20 protein-coding genes are annotated in these 20,367 nt (G+C 73.1%); 19 read left to right on the top strand and 1 reads right to left on the bottom strand.

The genetic code is table 11. The annotated features are described in order from the left end of the window. Positions 1 to 99 precede the first annotated feature (99 nt). From GQQ95_RS16430 to GQQ95_RS16505, 16 genes are all read left to right on the top strand, one after another. The gene (locus GQQ95_RS16430) at positions 100 to 1,113 is read left to right on the top strand and encodes a fumarylacetoacetate hydrolase family protein (protein WP_157428700.1); all 1,014 of its coding nucleotides are present in this window, start codon (positions 100 to 102) and stop codon (positions 1,111 to 1,113) included. Beyond that, entirely contained in the window at positions 1,110 to 2,141 is a 1,032-nt protein-coding gene (locus GQQ95_RS16435; RefSeq protein WP_157428701.1) for a cyclase family protein, read from the top strand. The genes GQQ95_RS16430 and GQQ95_RS16435 overlap by 4 nt, the downstream gene beginning before the upstream one ends. A 90-nt stretch (positions 2,142 to 2,231) precedes the next feature. Further along, positions 2,232 to 3,365 carry an FAD-dependent monooxygenase gene (locus GQQ95_RS16440; protein WP_157428702.1) on the top strand — a complete coding sequence of 378 codons (1,134 nt, stop codon included), beginning with the start codon at positions 2,232 to 2,234 and terminating at the stop codon, positions 3,363 to 3,365. Next, a complete protein-coding gene (locus GQQ95_RS16445) occupies positions 3,362 to 4,402 on the top strand; it encodes an amidohydrolase family protein (protein ID WP_157428703.1) in 1,041 nt (346 codons plus the stop codon). Before GQQ95_RS16440 ends, GQQ95_RS16445 begins: the two co-directional genes overlap by 4 nt. Next, entirely contained in the window at positions 4,399 to 5,445 is a 1,047-nt protein-coding gene (locus tag GQQ95_RS16450) for a fumarylacetoacetate hydrolase family protein (protein WP_157428704.1), read from the top strand. The genes GQQ95_RS16445 and GQQ95_RS16450 overlap by 4 nt, the downstream gene beginning before the upstream one ends. Before the next feature lie 75 nt (positions 5,446 to 5,520). After that, positions 5,521 to 6,762 carry an MFS transporter gene (locus GQQ95_RS16455; protein ID WP_157428705.1) on the top strand — a complete coding sequence of 414 codons (1,242 nt, stop codon included), beginning with the start codon at positions 5,521 to 5,523 and terminating at the stop codon, positions 6,760 to 6,762. Positions 6,763 to 6,947: 185 nt separating this feature from the next. Continuing rightward, complete coding sequence (locus GQQ95_RS16460; RefSeq protein ID WP_157428706.1) at positions 6,948 to 7,910, top strand: LysR family transcriptional regulator; 963 nt, start codon at positions 6,948 to 6,950, stop codon at positions 7,908 to 7,910. Continuing rightward, complete coding sequence (locus GQQ95_RS16465; RefSeq protein WP_157428707.1) at positions 7,897 to 8,649, top strand: IclR family transcriptional regulator; 753 nt, start codon at positions 7,897 to 7,899, stop codon at positions 8,647 to 8,649. The genes GQQ95_RS16460 and GQQ95_RS16465 overlap by 14 nt, the downstream gene beginning before the upstream one ends. Before the next feature lie 152 nt (positions 8,650 to 8,801). Continuing rightward, positions 8,802 to 9,983, top strand: a complete 1,182-nt coding sequence (locus GQQ95_RS16470; protein WP_157428708.1) for a 4-hydroxybenzoate 3-monooxygenase — start codon at positions 8,802 to 8,804, stop codon at positions 9,981 to 9,983. Positions 9,984 to 9,985: 2 nt separating this feature from the next. Then, a complete protein-coding gene (gene pcaH, locus GQQ95_RS16475; RefSeq protein ID WP_157428709.1) occupies positions 9,986 to 10,783 on the top strand; it encodes a protocatechuate 3,4-dioxygenase subunit beta in 798 nt (265 codons plus the stop codon). Continuing rightward, positions 10,776 to 11,426 carry a protocatechuate 3,4-dioxygenase subunit alpha gene (pcaG, locus tag GQQ95_RS16480; protein WP_157428710.1) on the top strand — a complete coding sequence of 217 codons (651 nt, stop codon included), beginning with the start codon at positions 10,776 to 10,778 and terminating at the stop codon, positions 11,424 to 11,426. The genes pcaH and pcaG overlap by 8 nt, the downstream gene beginning before the upstream one ends. 13 nt (positions 11,427 to 11,439) lie before the next feature. After that, positions 11,440 to 12,621 carry a lyase family protein gene (locus tag GQQ95_RS16485; protein ID WP_170297105.1) on the top strand — a complete coding sequence of 394 codons (1,182 nt, stop codon included), beginning with the start codon at positions 11,440 to 11,442 and terminating at the stop codon, positions 12,619 to 12,621. After that, the gene (pcaDC, locus tag GQQ95_RS16490; protein ID WP_157428712.1) at positions 12,618 to 13,835 is read left to right on the top strand and encodes a bifunctional 3-oxoadipate enol-lactonase/4-carboxymuconolactone decarboxylase PcaDC; all 1,218 of its coding nucleotides are present in this window, start codon (positions 12,618 to 12,620) and stop codon (positions 13,833 to 13,835) included. Before GQQ95_RS16485 ends, pcaDC begins: the two co-directional genes overlap by 4 nt. Before the next feature lie 12 nt (positions 13,836 to 13,847). Continuing rightward, entirely contained in the window at positions 13,848 to 14,690 is an 843-nt protein-coding gene (locus tag GQQ95_RS16495; RefSeq protein ID WP_157428713.1) for a CoA transferase subunit A, read from the top strand. Next, positions 14,690 to 15,352: a CoA transferase subunit B gene (locus GQQ95_RS16500; RefSeq protein ID WP_157428714.1), complete on the top strand. Its 663-nt coding sequence runs from the start codon at positions 14,690 to 14,692 to the stop codon at positions 15,350 to 15,352. The genes GQQ95_RS16495 and GQQ95_RS16500 overlap by 1 nt, the downstream gene beginning before the upstream one ends. Then, on the top strand, positions 15,349 to 16,563 hold the full coding sequence (locus tag GQQ95_RS16505) for an acetyl-CoA C-acetyltransferase (RefSeq protein ID WP_246205649.1): 1,215 nt from the start codon (positions 15,349 to 15,351) through the stop codon (positions 16,561 to 16,563). The genes GQQ95_RS16500 and GQQ95_RS16505 overlap by 4 nt, the downstream gene beginning before the upstream one ends. 3 nt (positions 16,564 to 16,566) lie before the next feature. Here the strand turns inward: GQQ95_RS16505 and GQQ95_RS16510 are convergent, their stop codons facing one another. Beyond that, positions 16,567 to 17,544, bottom strand: a complete 978-nt coding sequence (locus GQQ95_RS16510) for a beta-propeller fold lactonase family protein (RefSeq protein ID WP_157428715.1) — start codon at positions 17,542 to 17,544, stop codon at positions 16,567 to 16,569. A gap of 152 nt (positions 17,545 to 17,696) precedes the next feature. On the opposite strand from GQQ95_RS16510, the gene GQQ95_RS16515 reads away from it, so the two are divergent. The 3 genes from GQQ95_RS16515 (at position 17,697) to GQQ95_RS16525 (ending at position 20,364) form a co-directional block, all read left to right on the top strand. Then, positions 17,697 to 18,683, top strand: a complete 987-nt coding sequence (locus GQQ95_RS16515) for a ThuA domain-containing protein (RefSeq protein ID WP_157428716.1) — start codon at positions 17,697 to 17,699, stop codon at positions 18,681 to 18,683. A 167-nt stretch (positions 18,684 to 18,850) separates the two neighbouring features. Then, a complete protein-coding gene (locus GQQ95_RS16520) occupies positions 18,851 to 19,591 on the top strand; it encodes an IclR family transcriptional regulator (protein WP_170297106.1) in 741 nt (246 codons plus the stop codon). Further along, positions 19,591 to 20,364: an IclR family transcriptional regulator gene (locus tag GQQ95_RS16525; RefSeq protein ID WP_157428718.1), complete on the top strand. Its 774-nt coding sequence runs from the start codon at positions 19,591 to 19,593 to the stop codon at positions 20,362 to 20,364. Before GQQ95_RS16520 ends, GQQ95_RS16525 begins: the two co-directional genes overlap by 1 nt. Positions 20,365 to 20,367: the final 3 nt, after the last annotated feature.

The following is a 20,367-nucleotide window of genomic DNA, read 5'->3' on the forward strand; positions in this document are numbered from 1 at the left end:
TGCGCGGTATCACCGATCTCCGCTGTGCTGATGCGCCCGAACGGTATTTGATCGAGCACACCGGATGCACCGACGCGTCCGGCGAACGGAGATCCACTCGTGACGACGCCGTCAGGCCCGACCGTCCCCTTCGCCCTCGCGCGATTCGCAACCGACGCCGGCTCCGTGCCCGGACTCGTGGTCGGCGACCGCATCCGCCCGCTGTCGCCGGCCGAGCTCGGCGCCCCCTCGCTCAACGAGTTCCTGGCCGCGGGCGAGGCCGCGTGGGATCGCATCGCCGCGCTCGCCGCGGTCGCATCCGACGCCTCCCACTCGGACGGCACCACCGCGGATGCCGCGTGGCGACCGCTCGAGGCGGTCACCCTGCTGGCCCCCGTCGAGCCCCGCCAGGTGCTCCAGACCGGCGCGAACTACCGCACCCACGTCATCGACCTCGTCGCGGCCGGCCGCGCCAAGGACGACCCGCGCCCCATCGAGGAGCTCCGCGAGTGGGCCGCCGAGCTCATGGACCGCCGCGCACGCGAGGGCATCCCGTACTTCTTCATCGGGCTCCCCGCCTGCGTCGTCGGCGCCGAAGAGGTGCTCGAGCTGCCCGACTACAGCGAGCAGCACGACTGGGAGCTCGAGCTCGCGGTCGTCATCGGCTCGCCCGCGTTCCGCGTGAGCCGGGAGGACGCGATGGCACACGTGGCCGGCTACACGATCGTGAACGACATCACGACGCGCGACCTCGTGTTCCGCCAGGACATGAAGGACATCGGCACCGACTGGTACCGGGCCAAGAACGCGCCGGGCTTCCTGCCCACCGGCCCCTTCCTCGTGCCGGCCAGGCACATCGCCGACCCCGGCGACCTGCGCCTCACGCTCACCCTCAACGGCGAGACGATGCAGGATGCCACGACCGGCGACCTCCTCTTCGACATCCCGGCGCTCATCGCCGCCGCCTCCGAGACGATGCCGCTGCTGCCGGGCGACCTGCTCCTCACGGGGAGCCCCGCCGGCAACGGCATCGCGCACGGGCGGCTGCTGCGCGACGGCGACGTCATGGTCGGCACGATCGAGGGCCTCGGGTCGCAGGTCGTGCGCGCCGCCGCCGCGCGGGTGCCGGCATGACCACGGCCACCGGGCACCCGAGCGCGCTCACCGAGGACCCGCGGGAGCTCGACCGCACCGACCCGCTCGGTCACATCGCCGCCGCCGCCGAGGCGTACCGCAACTGGGGCCGCTGGGGCGAGGACGACCGGCTCGGCACGCTCAACCTCATCGACGACGAAGCCAGGGCGCGGGCCGCAGCCCTGGTGCGCCGTGGGGCGTCCTTCTCGCTCTCCCAGCCCTTCGACATGAACGGCCCGCAGCAGGGCTGGCGCCGACGCACGAACCCCGTGCACACGATGCTCGACACGGGTACCGACGCCGAGTTCCTCGGCCAGGGGTTCCCGCACGGACTCGGCGGCGCCGACGACGTCATCGCGATGCCGCTGCAGTGCTCGACGCAGTGGGACGGCCTCGGCCACATCTTCGACCGCGGCCTGGCCTGGAACGGACGGTCGGCGGGAACGGTCGTCACGAGCGAGGGCGACCTCGTCACGGGCATCGAGCACGCGGCATCCGCCATCGTCGGACGCGGGGTGCTGCTCGACCTCGGCCGGTCCCTCGGCCCGCGGCTGGGCGGGGCCGGCGCCGACGAACTCCCCGATGGATACGCGATCACCGTCGAGGACCTCGAGGCGTGCATCACCGCCCAGGGCTCGACCTCGAGCGTCGGACGGGGCGACCTCGTCCTCGTCCGGACCGGCCGCTACACCCGGGCCCGTCGCGAGGGCTGGAACGGCTACGCCGGGGGCCCGAGCGCCGGCCTCTCGTTCACGACGGCCGGGTGGATCCACCGCACCGAGATCGCCGCGATCGCGACCGACACGTGGGGCTTCGAGGTACGGCCCAACGAATTCGACGACGCGTTCCAGCCGCTCCACCAGGTGGTCATCCCGAACATCGGCCTGACCGTGGGGGAGATGTGGGACCTCGACGCGCTCGCCGAGGACTGCGCCGCCGACGGGCGCTACGAGTTCCTCCTCACCGCCCCGCCGCTCCCGATCACGGGCGCCGTCGGATCGCCCGTCAACCCGATCGCCCTCAAGTAGCCCACGACCGCAGCACCCGACCGCAGCACCCGCGACCGACGCCCACCCGACGCGCGGACGCACCACCGCACGAACCACAAGGAGTCAATGATGACCGCAGTCTCCCGAGTCGCCATCGCCGGGGGAGGGGTCGCCGGCATCGCCGCCGCGATCCTCCTGGCCGAGGGCGGCGTGCACGTCGACGTCTTCGAGCAGAAGCCGGATCCGGGCGCGCTCGGGTCCGGCATCACCCTGCAGGGCAACGCGCTCCGCGTCTTCGGGCGGCTCGGCGTCTGGCCGGCCGTGCAGGAGGCGTCGTACTCGTTCGACGTGCTCGGCATCCGGGCGCCGGGCCCGGAGGCGCCCGTGCTCGCGCAGATCCCCGACCAGCGCACCGGCGGCGAGGACTACCCCGCCACCGCGGGGATGTACCGGCCGGACCTCGCGCGCATCCTCACCGAGCGCGCCCGCGAGGTCGGTGCGAACATCCACCTGGGCGCGACGGTCGCGTCGTTCGAGCAGGATGACGACGGCGTCGACGTGACGCTCTCCGACGGGCGGACCGACCGCTACGACCTCCTCATCGGCGCCGACGGGCTGCACTCGAGCATCCGCTCGATGCTCGGCATCGAGGTCGCGCCGCATCGCACCGGCATGGGCATCTGGCGGGCGTTCGTCCCGCGCCCGGAGGCGGTCACCCACACCGACCTCTACTACGGCGGCCCCGCCTTCATCGCCGGCTACTGCCCGACCGGCGAGGACTCGATGTACGCGTACCTCGTCGAGGCCGCGCAGGACCACGGCGACCTCGGCGAGGCCGAGCGCATCGAGCTCATGCGCGACCTCTCGCAGGGATACGGCGGTCCCTGGGAGGAGATCCGCTCCTCGCTCACCGCGTCGGCCAGGGTCAACTACACGTGGTTCACCGCGCACCTCGTGCCCGACGCCTGGAACCGCGGTCGGGTCGTCATCATCGGGGACGCCGCGCACAGCTGCCCGCCCACGATCGCCCAGGGCGCCGCGCAGGCCGCCGAGGACGCCCTCGTCCTCGCGGAGCTCCTGCTCGCTCGCGACGCGGTTGACGTGTCGCTCTGGGACGAGTTCCACGCTCGGCGGCTGCCGCGGGCGAAGGCCGTCGTCGAGGCATCCGTGCAGGTCGGGCAGTGGATGCTCGACCACGAGCGCGACGCCGACGTCCCCGGGCTCATGTACCGCGTCGGGTCCCTCGTGAGCGAGCCGGCATGAGCGCGCACGAGCCCGTGGTCGACGTGCACGCGCACGTCCTGCTCCCGGCCCTGCAGGGCCTGGCCCAGGCGGGCGATCCCGACGGGTTCGCGGCGGCGGCCGAACTCGAGGCCCGGCGCAACGGACCCGAGTCGCAGGCGGCATCCGGCGCGATGATCCGCGAGCGGTTCGCGAAGCTCACCGACCTGCCGACGCGCCTCGCCGCGATGGACGACGCGGGCATCGACCTCCAGGTCGTGTCGCCCTCGCCATCGCACTACTACCCGTGGGCCGATGCCGACCTGGCCGACCGGCTCGCGCGGGCGGCATCCCTCGCCACCGCGGAGCTCGTGGCCGAGGCCCCCGATCGACTCCTCGGACTCGGGCTCGTGCCCCTGCAGCATCCGTCGCTCCTCGTGCCCGCACTCGAGTACGCCGTGCTCGAGCTCGGGCTCGTCGGGGTCGAGATCTCCTCGGGCGCGGGCGACGTCGAGCTCTCCGACGAGCGCCTCGAGCCGTTCTGGGCCCGTGCGTCGGAGCTCGAGGCCGTCGTCTTCCTGCACCCGTTCGGCTGCACGCTCGACGAGCGGCTCGACCGCTTCTACCTGGCCAACACCGTCGGCCAGCCGACCGAGAACGCCGTGGCGCTCTCGCACCTGATCTTCGGTGGCGTGCTCGACCGGCACCCGGGCCTTCGCATCGTGGCCGCCCACGGCGGCGGCTACCTGCCGGGCTACCTCGGCCGGAGCGACCATGCCTGGCGCGTGCGTCCGGAGGCCCGCGGATGCAGCGAGCCGCCGTCGAGCTACCTGCGGCGCCTCTGGTTCGACTCGCTCGTGCACGACGCTGCGAGCCTGCGCACGCTCGTCGGCGCGGCGGGTGCCGACCGGGTCGTGCTCGGCAGCGACTTCCCGTTCGACATGGGCGTCGAGGACCCCGTCGCGCTCGTGCGCGAGGCCGGGCTCGGCGAGGCGGCCGAGCGCGCGATCCTGTCGGGCGGCATCCGGTCGTTGATCCCGGCCCTCTCCCGGGCGCTCGACCCGGCGGTGGCCCCGTGAGGATCGCGCGGTGGGAGCACCGGGGCGCCGTCGGCGAGGGCTTCGTCGTCGATGACGACGTCGTGCGCTTCCCCGACGAGCTGAGCGTGCTCGACGTGCTGCGCATGGGCCTCGCCGAACTGCCCTGGATCTCGGATGCCGCGGCGGCCGCCGCCGGTTCCGAGCCCGCCAGGCGGATCCCCATCGCCGACGTCCGGCTGCTGCCGCCCGTCGTGCCGCCGAGCGTGCGCGACTTCGTCGCGTTCGAGGAGCACGTCGAGGGCGTCGTGCGCTCGGTGTCGGGCGGGCAGGGCGTGGACGCCGAGTGGTACGAGTTCCCGACGTTCTACTTCACGAACCCGCACTCGCTCATCGCCACCGACGAGGCCGTGCGCCCTCCGCAGACCGAGCGCCTGGACTTCGAGCTCGAGGTCGCCGCCGTGATCGGCGGAGTCGCCGGCAGCGACGGGGCGAACCTCGAGCCGGATGACGCGGGGGAGCACATCTTCGGCTACACGATCTTCAACGACTGGTCGGCCCGCGACCTCCAGGCCCGCGAGATGAAGGTCCGCCTCGGCCCCTGCAAGGGCAAGGACTTCGCCACGACGCTCGGTCCCTGGATCGTGACGGCCGACGAGTTCGCCGATCGCCTCGACGACGAGGGCTTCCTCCCGATCGGCATGGAGGTGCTCGTCAACGGCGAGCGCATCGGTACCGACCTGCTCTCGAACATGGGCTGGCCGTTCGCCGAACTCGTCGCCTACGCCTCCCGCAACTCCCGGGTGATGCCGGGCGACGTGCTGGGCTCGGGCACCGCGGGCAACGGCGGATGCCTCGGCGAGCTCTGGGGTCGCGCCGGCTCGCTCACGCCCCCGCCGCTCGTCGAGGGCGACGAGGTGGTCATGCGCGTCGAGGGCATCGGCGAGATCCGCAACGTCGTGGGCGCGGCCGTGCCTGCGCCCCGCATCGGCCCCGCCCGGACCAGGTCGCGGGCCCGACCCGGCGCGCCCGTCAGCGCGTCGAGTGCCCCGTCGTCGACCGCAGCGCCGTCCACCGCGCCCTAGGTCGCCACCCCGAACCCCGCCACGAGAGCCCCACGAACGCACCACCCCAACCCCACCACCGATCGAGGAGATTCAATGACGAATACCCGAACGGCGACGCAACCCGTCGCCGCCCGCACCGCAGGTTTCTGGCAGGCGGTGCTCCTGCTCGCGGGCAGTTGCATGCCCGTCCTCGGGTCGGTGCTCATCACGCCGATCCTGCCGCAGCTGTCCGAGGTGTTCGGCGATCAGCCCGGCTCCGAGGTCCTCGTGCCGATGATCGTGGCGATCCCGGCGCTCATCATCGCGATCTTCGCCCCGTTCGCCGGACAGATCGTCGATCGGCTCGGGCGCAAGAACCTGCTGATCATCGCGATGTTCGCCTACGCCCTCGTCGGCACCGCGCCGGCCTGGCTCGAGGACCTGCAGCTCATCCTCTTCAGCCGCGTGCTCGTCGGCGTCTGCGAGGCGGCCATCATGACCGCCTGCACGACCCTCATCGTCGACTACTTCCACGAGGAGAAGCGGCGCACGAGGTACCTCGGCCTGCAGACCGTCGTGACGACGCTCGCGGCCACCGTCTTCATCGCCATCGGCGGAGCGCTCGGCGTCGCCGGCTGGCACACGCCGTTCTGGGTCTACGCGATCAGCATCGTCATCGCCGTGCCGATGATCTTCCTACTCTGGGAGCCGAGCCGCGACGACCGCACCGACGCGCATGTCGCCCGAGCCGCGGGAGAGAAGGTGCGCGTGCCCTGGAGGCTGCTCGCCGCCCCGCTCGTGGTCACCCTCTTCGGCGGGTTCACGTTCTACGTGCTGATCATCGAGGCGAGCTACCTCGTCGTCGGCACCGGCGTCGCCGCGACCGACACGGGCGTCATCGGGCTCGTCGCGGCCCTCGCCTCGCTCGCGACCGCGGCCGGGGCCTTCACGTTCGCCCGCATCGCCAAGCTCGCGCCACGCGTGCAGCTGCCGATCGCGTTCGGACTGCAGGCGGTCGGCATGCTCGTGATCTGGCTGGGCGGCGGGCTGCCCGCGGTCGTGGTCGGCGCGATCGTCGCCTCCGCGGGTTCCGGCCTGCTGCTGCCGACGCTCCTCACCTGGGCGCTGTCGAAGATCGCGTTCGAGGAGCGCGGTCGCTCGACCGGCTGGTGGCAGACCTCGTTCTACCTCGGCCAGTTCCTCACGCCGATCCTCATGGGCGCGCTCGCGGCCGCGGTCGGCGGGCTGTCCGTCGCGGTCGGCGTCGTCGGCATCGTGGCTGCCCTCGTCGCGATCGTCCTCGGGGTGCTCCTGCGACGGCCAGCGGTGGCCGCGCCCGAGCGGGCCGCAGCCTGAGTCCGACGCCCGGCGTCGGCCCACGCGGGTCCGCGCCGGGCGCCAGGCGGCGCGCAGGCCGCGCCAGGCCGCGCACGACGGCGGGGACGATCGGACCATCGATGGGCTCGATGCAACCCTGCGGATATATCGCCAGGATTGATACACTCGGATTCTCTGCCGTTCCGATCCGAAAGCACGATGCCGTGTCCGATCGCTCCCTCTCACGCCTCGACCTGAACCTGCTGGTCTCCCTCGATGCCCTGCTCACCGAGCGCAGCGTCACCCGCGCCGCGGAACGCCTGCGCCTCAGCCAGCCCGCGCTCAGCGCCTCGCTGGCCCGGCTCCGCGCGCACTTCAACGACCCGATACTCGCGAGGCAGGGCAACACGTACGAACTCACGCCGCTCGCCTCGCGGCTCGCGGAGCACACGGGTTCGGCCCTCGACGCGGCCCGCCGGGTCTTCGAGTCGCAGGCCGAGTGGGACCCACGCGAGTCGACGCGCGAGTTCGCCGTGTACGGGTCCGACTACGCGTTCGCGACGATCGGGCGACGGGTCTCGATGCTGGCCGCCGAGCGTGCGCCCGGGGTGCGGTTCCGCTTCCTGCTGCACAACCCGCAGATCGTCGACGACGCCGTCAACCGCCTGCGCAGTGCCGACGGCATGCTCATGCCGCACGGCTTCCTCGACGGGCTGCCCTTCACCGACCTGTGGACCGACGGGTGGGTGATCGTCGCCGCAGACGACAACCCCGAGGTGGGCGAGACCGTGAGCATGGAGGACCTCGCCGCCCTGCCATGGGTGTTCACGTACCAGTCGAGGTCGGCGTTCACGTCGGCGACCCGGCAGATCCAGCAGCTCGGCATCGAGCCCCGCGTCGAGGTCGTGGTCGAGAGCTTCCTCAGCCTGCCCGGTTTCGTGGCCGGCACGAGCCGGCTCGGGCTCGTGCAGGCCGGCCTGGCCGGCATCGTGCGCGCGATGCCCGGGCTCCGGGTCCTCGCGCCCCCGTTCGAGGCGACCGAGATCCACAACGCCCTGTGGTGGCATCCGGTGCATCGCCGTGATCCCGAGCACGAGTGGATGCGCACCCTGTTCGCCGAGGCGGCCGCCGCCCTCGCCGACACCGGCGTCGACGGCCTCGACGGTGCGGGCCGTGCCCAGGGGTGAGGACGACCGGAGCGTCGCCCGCAAGCTCTTCGCGATCGCCGACGCGTTCGAGCGCGGTGACGAGCTCACGCTGAGCGAGATCGCCGACCGCGCGCGGCTGCCGCTGTCGACGGCGCATCGCCTCCTCGGCGAGTGGGTCGAATGGGGCGGCATCACCCGGTCGGGCGACGGCCGGTACCGCGTCGGCATCAAGCTGTGGCGGCTCGCGGTGCGACAGCCCTCGTCACGCCGCCTCCGCATCGCCGCGAAGCCCTACCTCGAGGACCTCTTCGAGTCGACGGGGGAGCATGTGCACCTCGCCGTCAGGGAGGGGCTCGGTGCCGTCTACCTCGAGCGGATGTCGGGCGCCGACGCCGTGCCCTCGATCACCGACATCGGCTCGCGGCTGCCGCTGCACGCGACCGGGGTCGGGCAGGCCCTGCTCGCCTTCGCGCCGCCCGGCGTCTTCGAGGACGTCATCGCCGCAGGTCCCCGACGGTTCCTGCCCGGCACCGTCGTCGACGAGGGCGCCCTGCGCGAGCGGATGGCGCGCACCCGCGCCACGGGCATCGCGACGTCGGTCGAGGCGCTGACGAAGGGCGCCTTCTCGGTGGCGGCCCCGGTGCGCGACGCCACCGGCGACGTCGTCGCCGCGGTGTCGATCATCGCCCACGTCGAACGGCTGGAGGAGCCGCAGTTCGCCCTCGGCGTCCGCATCGCGGGGCGGGGCATCTCGGCCGCGCTCGGCCACCGGCCGTAGCCGCTCCGCCGCGGCATCCGGCGTTCGCTCGGCTGACGCGATGGGCAGGATCCGCCCGGACGCGCTTCCATCAGATGGAATCGGGGATGCGCCGCCGGGCGCTCCCGGCGCACGATGGCAGCACCTTCCCACGGACGCGAGAGGACGCAGCGTTGCGAACCCAGGTGGTCATCATCGGAGCCGGACCAGCCGGCCTCCTGCTCGGGCACGTCCTGCACCGGGCCGGCATCGGGTTCACGATCCTCGAGGCCCGGTCGCGCGAGCACGTGCTCGGTCGCATCCGCGCCGGCGTGCTCGAGCAGGGCTCGGTCGACGCCCTCACCGAGCTGGGCCTGGACGCCGACCTCCGGGAGCACGGCCTCACCCATCGCGGCATCCACCTGCAGTTCGAGGGGGCACGCCGCCACATCGACTTCGTCGACCTCGTCGGACGCACGGTCACGATCTACGGGCAGCAGGCGCTCGTGCGCCACCTGCTCGCCGAGCACGAGCGGCTCGGCAGCGACATCCGCTTCGAGCTCGCCGACGTGACGCCGCTCGGGCTCGACGGCTCGAGCCCCCGCGTGAGGGCCACCGACGCCGGCCGGGCGATCGAGCTCGACGCCGACCTCGTCGTCGGCGCCGACGGCTTCCACGGCGTCTGCCGGCCCGCGATCCCGGGGCTGCGCGGCCTCGAGCGCTCGTACCCGTTCGGCTGGCTCGGGATCCTCGCCGACGTGCCGCCCTCGACCGACGACCTCGTCTACGCGCTGCACCCCGACGGCTTCGCGATGCACTCGATGCGCTCGCCCGAGGTCTCCCGCCTGTACCTCCAGGTCGGCCACGACGCATCGATCGACGACTGGTCCGACGCGCGCATCTGGGACGCGCTGCAGACCCGGCTCGGCGTCGCCGGATGGACCCTGCACGAGGGCGAGGTGCTCGAGAAGTCGATCACCCCGATGCGCTCCTACGTCGCCTCGACGATGGCGCACGGCCGGCTGTTCCTCGTCGGCGACGCGGCGCACATCGTGCCGCCGACCGGCGCGAAGGGCCTGAACTCGGCCATCGCCGACGTCGTGCTGCTCGGGCGGGCGATCGTCGCCGGCCTGCTGCGCGGCGATGATGCCGGCCTGCACGGCTACGGCGACGCCGCGCTCGCGCGCCAGTGGAAGGTGCAGCAGTTCTCCGAGTGGATGACCGACCTCCTCCACGTCCACGAGGGGCCGGATGCCGCGGCCCGCGAGTTCGCGTACCGCAGCCAGGTCGGCCGGCTCGAGTACGTCACCGGGTCGCGCGCCGCGCGGCAGAGCCTCGCCGAGCAGTACGCCGGCCTTCCCTTCACGACGGAGTGAGCATGCCACGCACGCCTTCCCAGCCCGAGCTGACGCAGCAGGCGATCAGCCACGAGATCGCCGACCGGCACGATCGCGAACGGGATGCCGCGGCATCCGACGGTCGTGGGCTTCCCGCCCACCCGCGCCGCGACTTCGCGCCGTACCGCTCGACCCTGCTGCGGCATCCGACGCATGAACTCGTGCGCGCCGACCCCGAGGAGATCGAGCTCGTCTCGCCGGCGTTCGGCCACACCGACGTCGCACCCGAGGAGGCCGACCTCACGATCCAGCACACGGGGGAGCCGCTCGGCGAGCGGATCATCATCACCGGCCGCGTGCTCGACGGCGACGGGCGCCCGGTGCGGAACCAGCTCGTGGAGATCTGGCAGGCCAACGCCTCTGGCCGGTACGTGCACAAGCGCGACCAGCATCCGGCGCCGCTCGACCCCAACTTCACGGGCGTCGGCCGCATCGTCACCGGTGACGACGGCTCCTACCGCCTGACCACGATCAAGCCGGGCGCCTACCCGTGGAAGAACCATCGCAACGCGTGGCGGCCGGCCCACATCCACTTCTCCTTCTTCGGCTCGGCGTTCACGCAGCGCCTCATCACGCAGATGTACTTCCCGGGCGACCCGCTCTTCGCGCTCGACCCGATCTACCAGTCGATCCTCGACCCGGCGGCGCGTGAACGGCTCGTCGCCGCATACGACCACGACGTGAGCGAGCCCGAGTGGGCCATCGGCTACCGCTGGGACGTCGTGCTCACCGGCCCGCGATCGACCTGGATGGAACCGGAGGACGCCGACCATGCCTGAGCAGCCCGCACCCGAGGCCTTCGACGCGACCGACCTGCCCGGCGCCGACGTCGGACCCGGCGCGGCCGACGGCCCGCACCGGCACCCGCTCGGCCAGACCCCATCGCAGACGGTCGGTCCGTTCTTCGGGTACGCCCTGCCGTACCCGGGCGGACCCGACGTGCGCGCCCCCTGGCTGCCCGATGCCGTGCGCCTGCACGGAACCGTGTTCGACGGCGCCGGCCAGCCGGTTCCCGACGCCGTCGTCGAGATCTGGGGCGCGGATGCCGCTGGCGTGACGTCGACCGAACGCGGCTCCTTCGATCGGGATCTTCACGGGTTCTCGGGCTTCGGGCGCGCCGCCGTCGATCGGGACGGCCACTACTCGTTCACGACGATCAAGCCGGGCGCGATGCGGGACGGGTCCGCCCCGTACCTGCTGGTGGCCCTGTTCGCCCGCGGCGTACTGCACCACCTCTTCACCCGCTCGTACTTCGGCGACGAGCCGGAGGCGAACGCGGCCGACCCGCTGCTCAGCCGTATCGACCCGGCCCGCCGGTCCACCCTCGTCGCCGAGCCTGATGCGACGGCGTCGTACCGGTTCGACCTCCGCCTGCAGGGCGAGGGCGAGACCGTGTTCCTCGACTACGGCACGGAACTGTGATGGAGTCGTGGCGATGACGGACTGGGGACTGCTCGATCCCGGAGCGGCCGACACGACGGGAACCGACGACGATGCCGTGCTCGCGGCCATGGTCGAGGTCGAACGTGCGCTGCTGCGGGCGTGGGGGAGCGAGCTCGACGAGTTCCTCGAGCCCCAGGCCGACGCGCTCGACGCCGCAGCGCTGGAGCGACCCGTGCTCGTCGAGGGCGTCGTCCGAGACGCGGTCCCGGTCGTCGCGCTCGTGCCGGTGCTCCGCGCCCAGCTCGATGCCGCGGGGCTCGCGAGCGATCGGCTCCACCTCGGCGCGACGAGCCAGGACGTCGTCGACACGGCGCTGATGCTCGTCGCGCGGGACGCGCTCCGCGCGTCGCGTACCGCGCTCGTCACCGTCGGAGCCCGCCTCGCGGCACTCGCCGACGCCGAACGGCGCGCGTTCCGCATCGCACGGTCCGTCGCGCGTCACGCCGAGGCGAGCACCTTCGGCATCCTGGCCGCGGGCTGGCTCGACGGCGTCTCCTCCGCGATCGAGGCGATCGACGCGCTCACATTCCCGGTGCAGTTCGGCGGTGCCGTCGGCACGGGAACCGCAGCGGATGCCGCGGCCGATCGCCCGGGTGCCGGTGAGGCCGTCCGCGCCGAGCTCGCCTCCCGGCTGGGGCTGGCCGATCCGCGCCGCTCCTGGCACGCCGAGCGCACGCCGGTGCTCGCCGTCGCCGCTGCGAGTTCGAGCGTCATCGCGGCGCTCGGACGCTTCGCGGGCGACGTGACGCTCCTCTCCCGGGAGGAGCTCGGCGAGGTCCGCCTCGCCGACGGCGGGGGATCCTCGGCGATGCCGCACAAGCGCAACCCGGTCGACGCGGTGGCGCTCACGGCGGCCGCCGTCGAGGCTCCTGGCCTGCTGCAGGTCGTCGTCTCCGCGGGCGTCGCCGGCGACGAGCGGCCGGCGGGGCGCTGGCACGCGGAGTGGATGCCGCTCCGCCGGCTCGTGCGCCTCGCACGCTCGGCGTCGAGCGCCGCAGCGCGACTCGTCGAGGGCCTCGAGTTCGACGTCGACCGCGCCGGCCGGACCCTCGCCGGTGCCGGTCCCGCGGGCGAACGCCCCGATCGCGGCGTGCTCGCCGCGGCATCCGACCGCATCGTCGACCGAGCGGTCGCCCGCTTCACGAGCGTGTCCGAAGGGGGACCCCGCCCATGACCGTGCCACGCCTGCTCGGCTCGTTCGCGCCGGGAACCGCTCCGGCCCCGGCGAACCCGCTGCTCGTGCTGCTGCCCTCGCTCGGCACGACGACGGCCCTCTGGGACGGCGTCGTCGGGGCGCTGCGCGCCGACCGGCGCACGGCCGCCCTCCGCATTCTCCGCATCGACCTGCCCGGGCACGGGGCGAGCCCCGCGGCCGCCGCGTCCTTCACGATCGCCGACCTCGCCGCGGCGGTCCTCGCCGTCGTCGACGAGGCCGGCGGGGGCGTCTTCCACGTCGCCGGGGTCTCGCTCGGCGGTGCCGTCGGGCTGGAGCTCGCCGTGACGCAGCCCGATCGCGTGCAGGGCCTCGTGATGAGCTGCAGCGGCGCCCGCATCGGGACGCCCGAGAGCTGGGCCGCCCGTGCGGCATCCGTCCGATCCAGCGGCACAGCCTCGCTCGTGACCGGCAGCGCCGAACGCTGGTTCGCGCCCGGGTTCCTCGACCGCGAGCCGGGCGGACCGGGAGCGCGCGCGCTCGGGGCGCTCGTCGACGTCGACGACGAGTCCTACGCGTGCTGCGCCGAGGCGCTCGGCGGCTTCGATCGCTCGCACGACCTCGCCGGGGTCCGGGTGCCGACCCTCGCGCTCAGCGGCGAGCACGACGCCGTCACGACGCCCGCTTCGATGCAGGACCTCGCCGACGACATCCCGGGAGCCCGGCACGTCGCCCTCGACGGGGCCTCGCACCTCGCCGTCCTCGAGGAGCCGGAGGCGGTGGCCGAGCTCCTCGCCGAGCACCTCGAGGCGGTCGAGCGGGCCACCGAGGCATCCGGGGCTCGCGACCGGGGCATGCGCGTGCGCCGCAGCGTGCTCGGCGACGCGCACGTCGACCGGGCCATCGCGGCGACCACGCCCGAGACCGCGGCGTTCCAGGACTTCCTCACCCGCTCCGCCTGGGGCGAGGTCTGGGACCGACCGGGCCTCACCCGTCGCGAACGCTCGATCGCGACGCTCGCGAGCCTCACGACCGGCGGCCACGAGCGCGAGATCGCCATGCACGTGCGAGCCGCGCTCCGCAACGGGCTCACGCGCGAGGAGATCTCGGAGGTGCTCCTGCACACCGCGCTCTACGCCGGGCTGCCGGCCGCCAACTCGGCCTTCGCCATCGCCCGCGAGGTCTTCGCCGACGCGGATGCCGCAGCAGCCCCCTCACCCGACACGAACGACTGAACCCGGAGCACCATGGACAAGACCTTCGCGACCGCCGCCGACGCGGTCGCCGACATCCCCGCCGGCGCCTCGCTCGCGGTCGGCGGCTTCGGCCTCTCGGGCGTGCCGATCGTGACGATCCGCGCCCTGCTCGCGCGCGGCATCGGCGACCTCGAGGTCGTCTCGAACAACTGCGGCGTCGACGGATGGGGGCTCGGCGAACTGCTCGCGGCCGGCCGGATCCGCAAGGTGACGGCGTCCTACATCGGGGAGAACCGGGAGTTCGCCCGCCAGTACCTCGGCGGCGAGGTCGAGGTCGAGCTGACCCCGCAGGGCACCCTCGCCGAACGGCTCAGGGCCGGCGGGGTCGGCATCCCCGCGTTCTACACGGCCACGGGCGCCGGGACCGCCGTGTCCGAGGGCGGGATGCCGCTGCGCTACGCCGCGGACGGATCGGTCGCCCTCGCGAGCGACCCGAAGGAGCTGCGCCCCTTCGACGCGTTCGGGCGCACGAGGGAGTACGTGCTCGAGCGGGCGATCAGCACCGACTACGGGCTCGTGCGCGCCGCGGTCGGCGACCGGCACGGCAACCTGCGGTTCGAGAAGTCGACCCGCAACTTCAACCCGCTCGCCGGCATGGCGGGCCGGGTCACGATCGCCGAGGTCGACGAACTCGTCGAGCCGGGGGTGCTGGGTCCCGACGACATCCACCTGCCCGGCATCTACGTCGACCGCGTGGTCGTGCTGAGCCCCGAGCAGGCGGCTGAGCTGCCGATCGAGAAGGTCACCGTGCGGGCCAGGCCCGCGGCATCCGGCGCGCCCGCGGCATCCGGAACCGCTGCCGGCGGCACCGACGAGACCGAGGGGGCCCGCTGATGCCGCTCACGCGTGACGAGATGGCCGCCCGTGCCGCCCGCGAGCTCGTGGACGGCACCTACGTAAACCTCGGCATCGGGTTGCCGACGCTCATCCCCAACCACCTGCCCGACGGGGTCGAGGTGGTCCTGCACTCCGAGAACGGCATCCTCGGCGTCGGCCCCTACCCGTGGGAGGGCGAGGCGGACCCGAAGCTCATCAACGCGGGCAAGGAGACGGTGACGGTGCTGCCCGGGGCCGCCTACTTCGACTCCGCTGCGAGCTTCGGCATGATCCGAGGCGGGCGCATCACGACCGCGGTGCTCGGTGCGATGCAGGTCTCGCAGGCCGGGGACATCGCGAACTGGGCCGTGCCCGGAAAGATGGTCAAGGGCATGGGCGGGGCGATGGACCTCGTGAACGGCGCCGAGCGCGTCATCGTCGTCATGGAGCATGTCGCGAAGGACGGCAGCGCCAAGCTCGTCGAGCAGTGCACGCTGCCCCTCACCGGCAGGGCGTGCGTCGACCGCGTCATCACCGACCTCGCCGTGTTCGACGTCACCGCCGACGGGTTCCTGCTCGTCGAGCTCGCCCCCGGCGTCACGGTCGAGCAGGTGACGGATGCCACGGGCGCCCCGTTCGCGGTGGCCGAGGGCCTCGGCGTGGCGAGCGCGGCCCGATGACCGAGCTGCGCGAGGTCGTCGTCTGCGCGCCCCTGCGCACGCCGGTCGGCCGCCTGGGCGGGGTCCTCGCCTCCGTGTCGGCGCTCGAACTGGCGACGACGGTGCTGCGCGAACTGCGGGCACGCACCGGGGTCGACGTGACCGCGATCGACGGCGTGATCGCCGCGCAGGGCTACCCGACGATGGAGGCGCCGGCCATCGGGCGGGTCGCGGCCCTCGACGCGGGCTTCCCCGTCGAGACGACCGGATATCAGCTCGACCGGCGCTGCGGCTCCGGCCTGCAGGCCGTGCTGAACGCGGCGATGGAGGTGCAGACGGGGGTCGGCGACGTCGTGATCGCGCTCGGCGTCGAGTCGATGTCGAACGCGCCGCTCTACACCGTCGAGGGCCGGCGCGGCGTGACGGGCGCCGGGCTGCTGCTCCGCGACGCACTCGCCCGCGGACGCGAGACGGTCGGCGGCCGGCGCTTCCCGACGCCCGACGGCAACGTCGGCTCGGCCGAGCTGCTGCGCGCCGAGTACGGCATCTCGCGCGAGGCGCAGGACGCCCTCGCGCTCCGGTCCCACCGGCGCGCGGTGGCGGCGCAGGAGTCCGGGGCCTTCGACGCGGAACTCGTGCCCGTCGAGGTCGACGGGCGGCGGGGCAGCATGATCGTCGTCCGCGACGAGCATCCGCGCGGCGATACGACGCTCGAGGCGCTGGCCGGACTGCGCCCGATCCTGGGCCGTGATGACCCGAATGCCACGGTGACCGCCGGCAACGCGAGCGGTCAGAACGACGCGGCCGCCGCCTGCATCGTCACGACACCCGAGAGGGCGGCGGAACTCGGGCTCGAACCTGCGCTCCGGCTCGTCTCGTGGGCGGTCGCGGGCAACGACCCGCTGCGCTTCGGCGTGGCGCCCGTGCCCGCGGCGAACCGCGCGCTCGCGCGCGCCGGCATCCGCTTCGGCGACCTCGACGTGATCGAGCTCAACGAGGCGTTCGCCGTGCAGGTGCTCGCCTGCCTCGCGGACTGGGGCGTCGACGCCGAGGATCCGCGCCTGAACCCGAGGGGGAGCGGCATCTCGATCGGGCACCCGATCGGGGCGACCGGCATCAGGATGCTCGCCACGCTCGCGCATGAACTGCCCGCGCTCGACGGCGGGCTCGCCCTCGAGACCATGTGCATCGGCGGCGGCCAGGCGCTCGCGGCGGTGTTCGAGCGGGTCTAGCCGTCACCGCGCGCGGGCCGGCAGCGGGGTTCGGCTCCACGCGATGCCATCGGCGTTCGGCCCGGTCTGCATGCGGCGCAGCAGCCGGCCCGACCTGAGGTCGACCTCCACGACGGAGGCGTCCTGATGGCAGGCGGAGTACGCGCGGACCCCGTCGGGATGCAGCACGATCGCCTGGGGGTGGGCCGGCGTCGGGATCCGGTGCACGACCTCGGCCGATGCCAGGTCGAGCACCGCGATCTCCGACGCGGCCCTCAGCGCGACCACGAGGTGCGCGCCATCCCGCGTCACCGCCGTGCCGAAGCCGATCGCGGGCAGCTCGATCCAGTCCACGCGATCGAGGAGGAGCGTGTCGACGACCGCGATGCGCGGTGAGCCCTGGTCGGCCGTGTAGGCGAACCGCCCGCCCGGTTCGAGGCAGATGCGGTTGACCTTCTCGGCGACCTCGACGACGCCGAGGAGCGACCGCGACGCGAGGTCGATGACGCTGACGCTCCCGGAGCCGACGTTCGCCGTGACGAGGCGGGTGCCGTCGGCACTGATCGCGAAGGTGTGCGACTCGGCACGGCCCGTCGGCAGGCGGGCGATGACGGCGCCCGTCGGGCGGTCGATCACGGCGACCGAGTCGTTGAGCTCCGTGGAGACGAGGAGGCGTCCGTCGGGCAGCAGGCCGGGCTGGTGCGGACGGCTCGCGAATCCCAGCGGGATCCGGCCGACGCGCTCGAACCCCGTGAGATCGATGACGTCGACGCATCGGCCGTCGGTGCCCGGCGCCCCGACGGGCGCGTCGCTGTAGACGGGCAGGTAGGCGAGCCGGCCGTCGTCGGTCGCGACGACCTCGTGCGGGGCGGCGCCCGACGCACGTACCGTCCCGACCGGTTCGCCCGACTGCAGGTCGAGCACGCGAAGGGTGCTGTCGTCCTTGCAGACGACCAGCAGTCGTCCGTCCTCCATGGTGCCTCCGGTTCCAGTCAAGGGCATGACGTCAGCCGTGTCCATGTGAGCGCGCAGACCGGCTTACTGGGTGGGACGGGCTTTGCCGCCGGACTCGGAGGACGCCTAGATTCGCAGCAACTTCGGGCCGATCGCGCTCGGCGCACCCGGGGTGAGCACGAACGATCAAAGGAGATCACATGAAATCCCTCATACGCTCAGGAGCCGCGCTCGTCGCCGCGGCGGCGCTCGGGGCCGGCATGGCGCTCGGCGGAGTGGCCCTGGACCGCGGCGACGGCGGAGGCAACGGCCACGGCAACGGCGGAGGCCACGGCGGCCAGAAGGTGACGGCCGAGGAGATCTACCTCGACGAGATCAAGGACTACGGCGTGTGCCGGGGCACCGACCCCGAGTGCTACCACGAGTGGGGCAACGGGTGGGTCGAGGGCGAGCAGAAGCGCATCTTCGTCTGGAGCCGCACCGCCGGCCCGCGGCACGCCCACCTCGGCACGCCGCTGGCACCGGGGCTCAACCCGCCGCTGAACGCCGACAACGTCGCCCAACTCGCCCTCAAGGCGTGGGCCGAGGAACGCGGCATCGCCGTGGACTACACCGAGGACCTCGCGAGCTTCAGCCGCCTGAACAACTACCAGGCGGTCGTGTTCCTCGGCTCGAACCGCGACACGCTCGACGACACGGCCCAGACCACGCTGATGCAGTACATCCGCGGTGGCGGAGGCTTCGTGGGCATCCACAACGCCTTCGGCGCCGAGTACCACTGGCCGTACTACGAGGGCCTCCTCGGCGGGGCGAACTTCTACAACCACGGACCCAACCGCGCCGGCACGGTGGAACGGATCAACGACGACGACGTGTCCACCTCGTTCATGCCCGAGACGTGGGCCTTCAAGGACGAGTGGTACAACCTCGTTCCGTATCCGAGCTACGTCAACGTCCTGCTCGAGGTCGACCAGGCCACGAGCGAGGCGACCCCCGCGGGCCACGGCGAATCGCATCCGGTGAGCTGGTGCCAGTACTACGACGGAGGCCGCTCGTGGCTGACGACGCTCGGCCACGACGTCGCGGCCTGGACCGACGCCCCGCTCCCGGGCGACGAGTTCTTCAAGCAGCACGTGATGGAGGGCCTGGAGAGCGCGATGGGCGTCAAGCCCTTCTGCGCGACCTGAGTCGGCGTCGCAACCACGGTCGGAGCGGGGTCCGGATCAGCCTGATCCGGGCCCCGTCCGTGCGTTCGCGCGGGGTGGTGACGATGCCCGTCCCACTGAGTGGGAGGATCCCGACGCGGATGCCGCTGACGCTTGCCACCCCCCGAACGGGGACGGATACTGCACTCATGCGATCCGCTCTCACAGGCGAGCCGGTGTCGGTGCTCGACCGGATCCTCGCCATCCTCGACACCGTGCGCGAGTCGCATGGCTCGACGACGATCACGCAGTTGGCCCTGGCCACCGGCATCCCGAAGTCGACGGTCTCGCGGCTCGTGGGGGATCTCGTCCGCCAGCGATACCTGGCCCGCACCGAGCACGGCGTCGTGATCGGCCTGCGGCTCTTCGAGCTGGGGGCCCGTGCCAGCACGCCGCGACGTCTCAGCGTCGCGGCCCTGCCGGTGCTCGCTGAGCTGTTCAACGCCACCGGCGAGCACCTGAACGTCGCCGTCCAGGAGGGGCAGGACATGATCTCGGTGATCTCGGTCCGCGGGCGGCTGCGACCGGCACCCTCCCGCGCGGGCGTCAGGGTGCCCTCGGCGACGACCGCGCTCGGAAAGGCGGTCCTGGCGTTCACGGAGGACGAGGCCGTCCTCCGCGACGTGCTGACCGGGTTCGAGCCGGATCGCCGGCACTCGTTCGAGCGCGAGCTCGCGACGGTGCGTGCCGAAGCGGTCGCCATCGACCGCTGCGAGACCTTCCCCGGGGTCGTCGGCGTCGCCAGCCCGGTGCTCTCGCCCGAGCGTCTGCCCGTCGCCGCGATCTCCGTGGCCGGGCCCGAGAGCGACATGGACGCGAACCGGATGATGCCGCTGGTCAGGCACGCGGCCCTCGTGCTGACGCACCGCCTCGCCCTGCAGACGGCCTGATGATGCACGACTCCGCTGCCGACGACGCGCTCGGCGTCCTCGACCGCATGACCTGCATCCTCGAGGCCTTCGACCAGGACGACCACGGGCTCGGCATCTCCGAGCTCGCGCTCCGCGCCGGCATCCCGAAGTCCACCGTCTCCCGCCTGGTCGCGACCCTCGTGCGCCAGGGCTACCTCGAACGGGACGGGAAGCGCATCCACCTCGGGCTCCGCCTGTTCGAGCTGGGGCAGCTCGCCGAGCAGCCGCGAGAGCTCAGGGGGGTCGCGCTCCCGGTGATGGCGGACCTTCGCGCCAAGACGGGCGAGAACGTGCACCTCGCGATCCGCGACCGGAGCGAGATGGTCTGCATCGCCGTCATGCGCGGACGTGCGGCGGCCCGCCCGGCCGTCCGCACCGGCGGGAGGCTGCCGATCCACGCCACCGCGCTCGGCAAGGCCGTCCTCGGGCACGCGCCGGCGGCGGAGGTGGAGGCGGTCCTCTCCCACGGTCTCGAGACGTGGACGGCGCGCACGATCACCGATCCGGTCGTGCTGACGCGTCAGCTCGACGAGATCCGGCGCGGGCGACTCGCCACGGAGGCCGGCGAGTTCGCCGGGACCCTCTCCTGCGTGGCGACGGCGGTGTTCGCGCCCGCGGGCCGGCTCATGGGCGCGATCTCGGTCTCGGGATGCACGGAGGGGCTCGACGCGGAGCGGGTCGCACCCGACCTGCGTGCCGCGGCGCTGGCGCTCACGCGCCGCCTCGGGCCGGGGCGCCCCGGGCCGGCCTGACGC

The sequence above is a fragment of the Agromyces salentinus genome (genome assembly GCF_009749395.1).
GTDB lineage: Bacteria > Actinomycetota > Actinomycetes > Actinomycetales > Microbacteriaceae > Agromyces > Agromyces salentinus.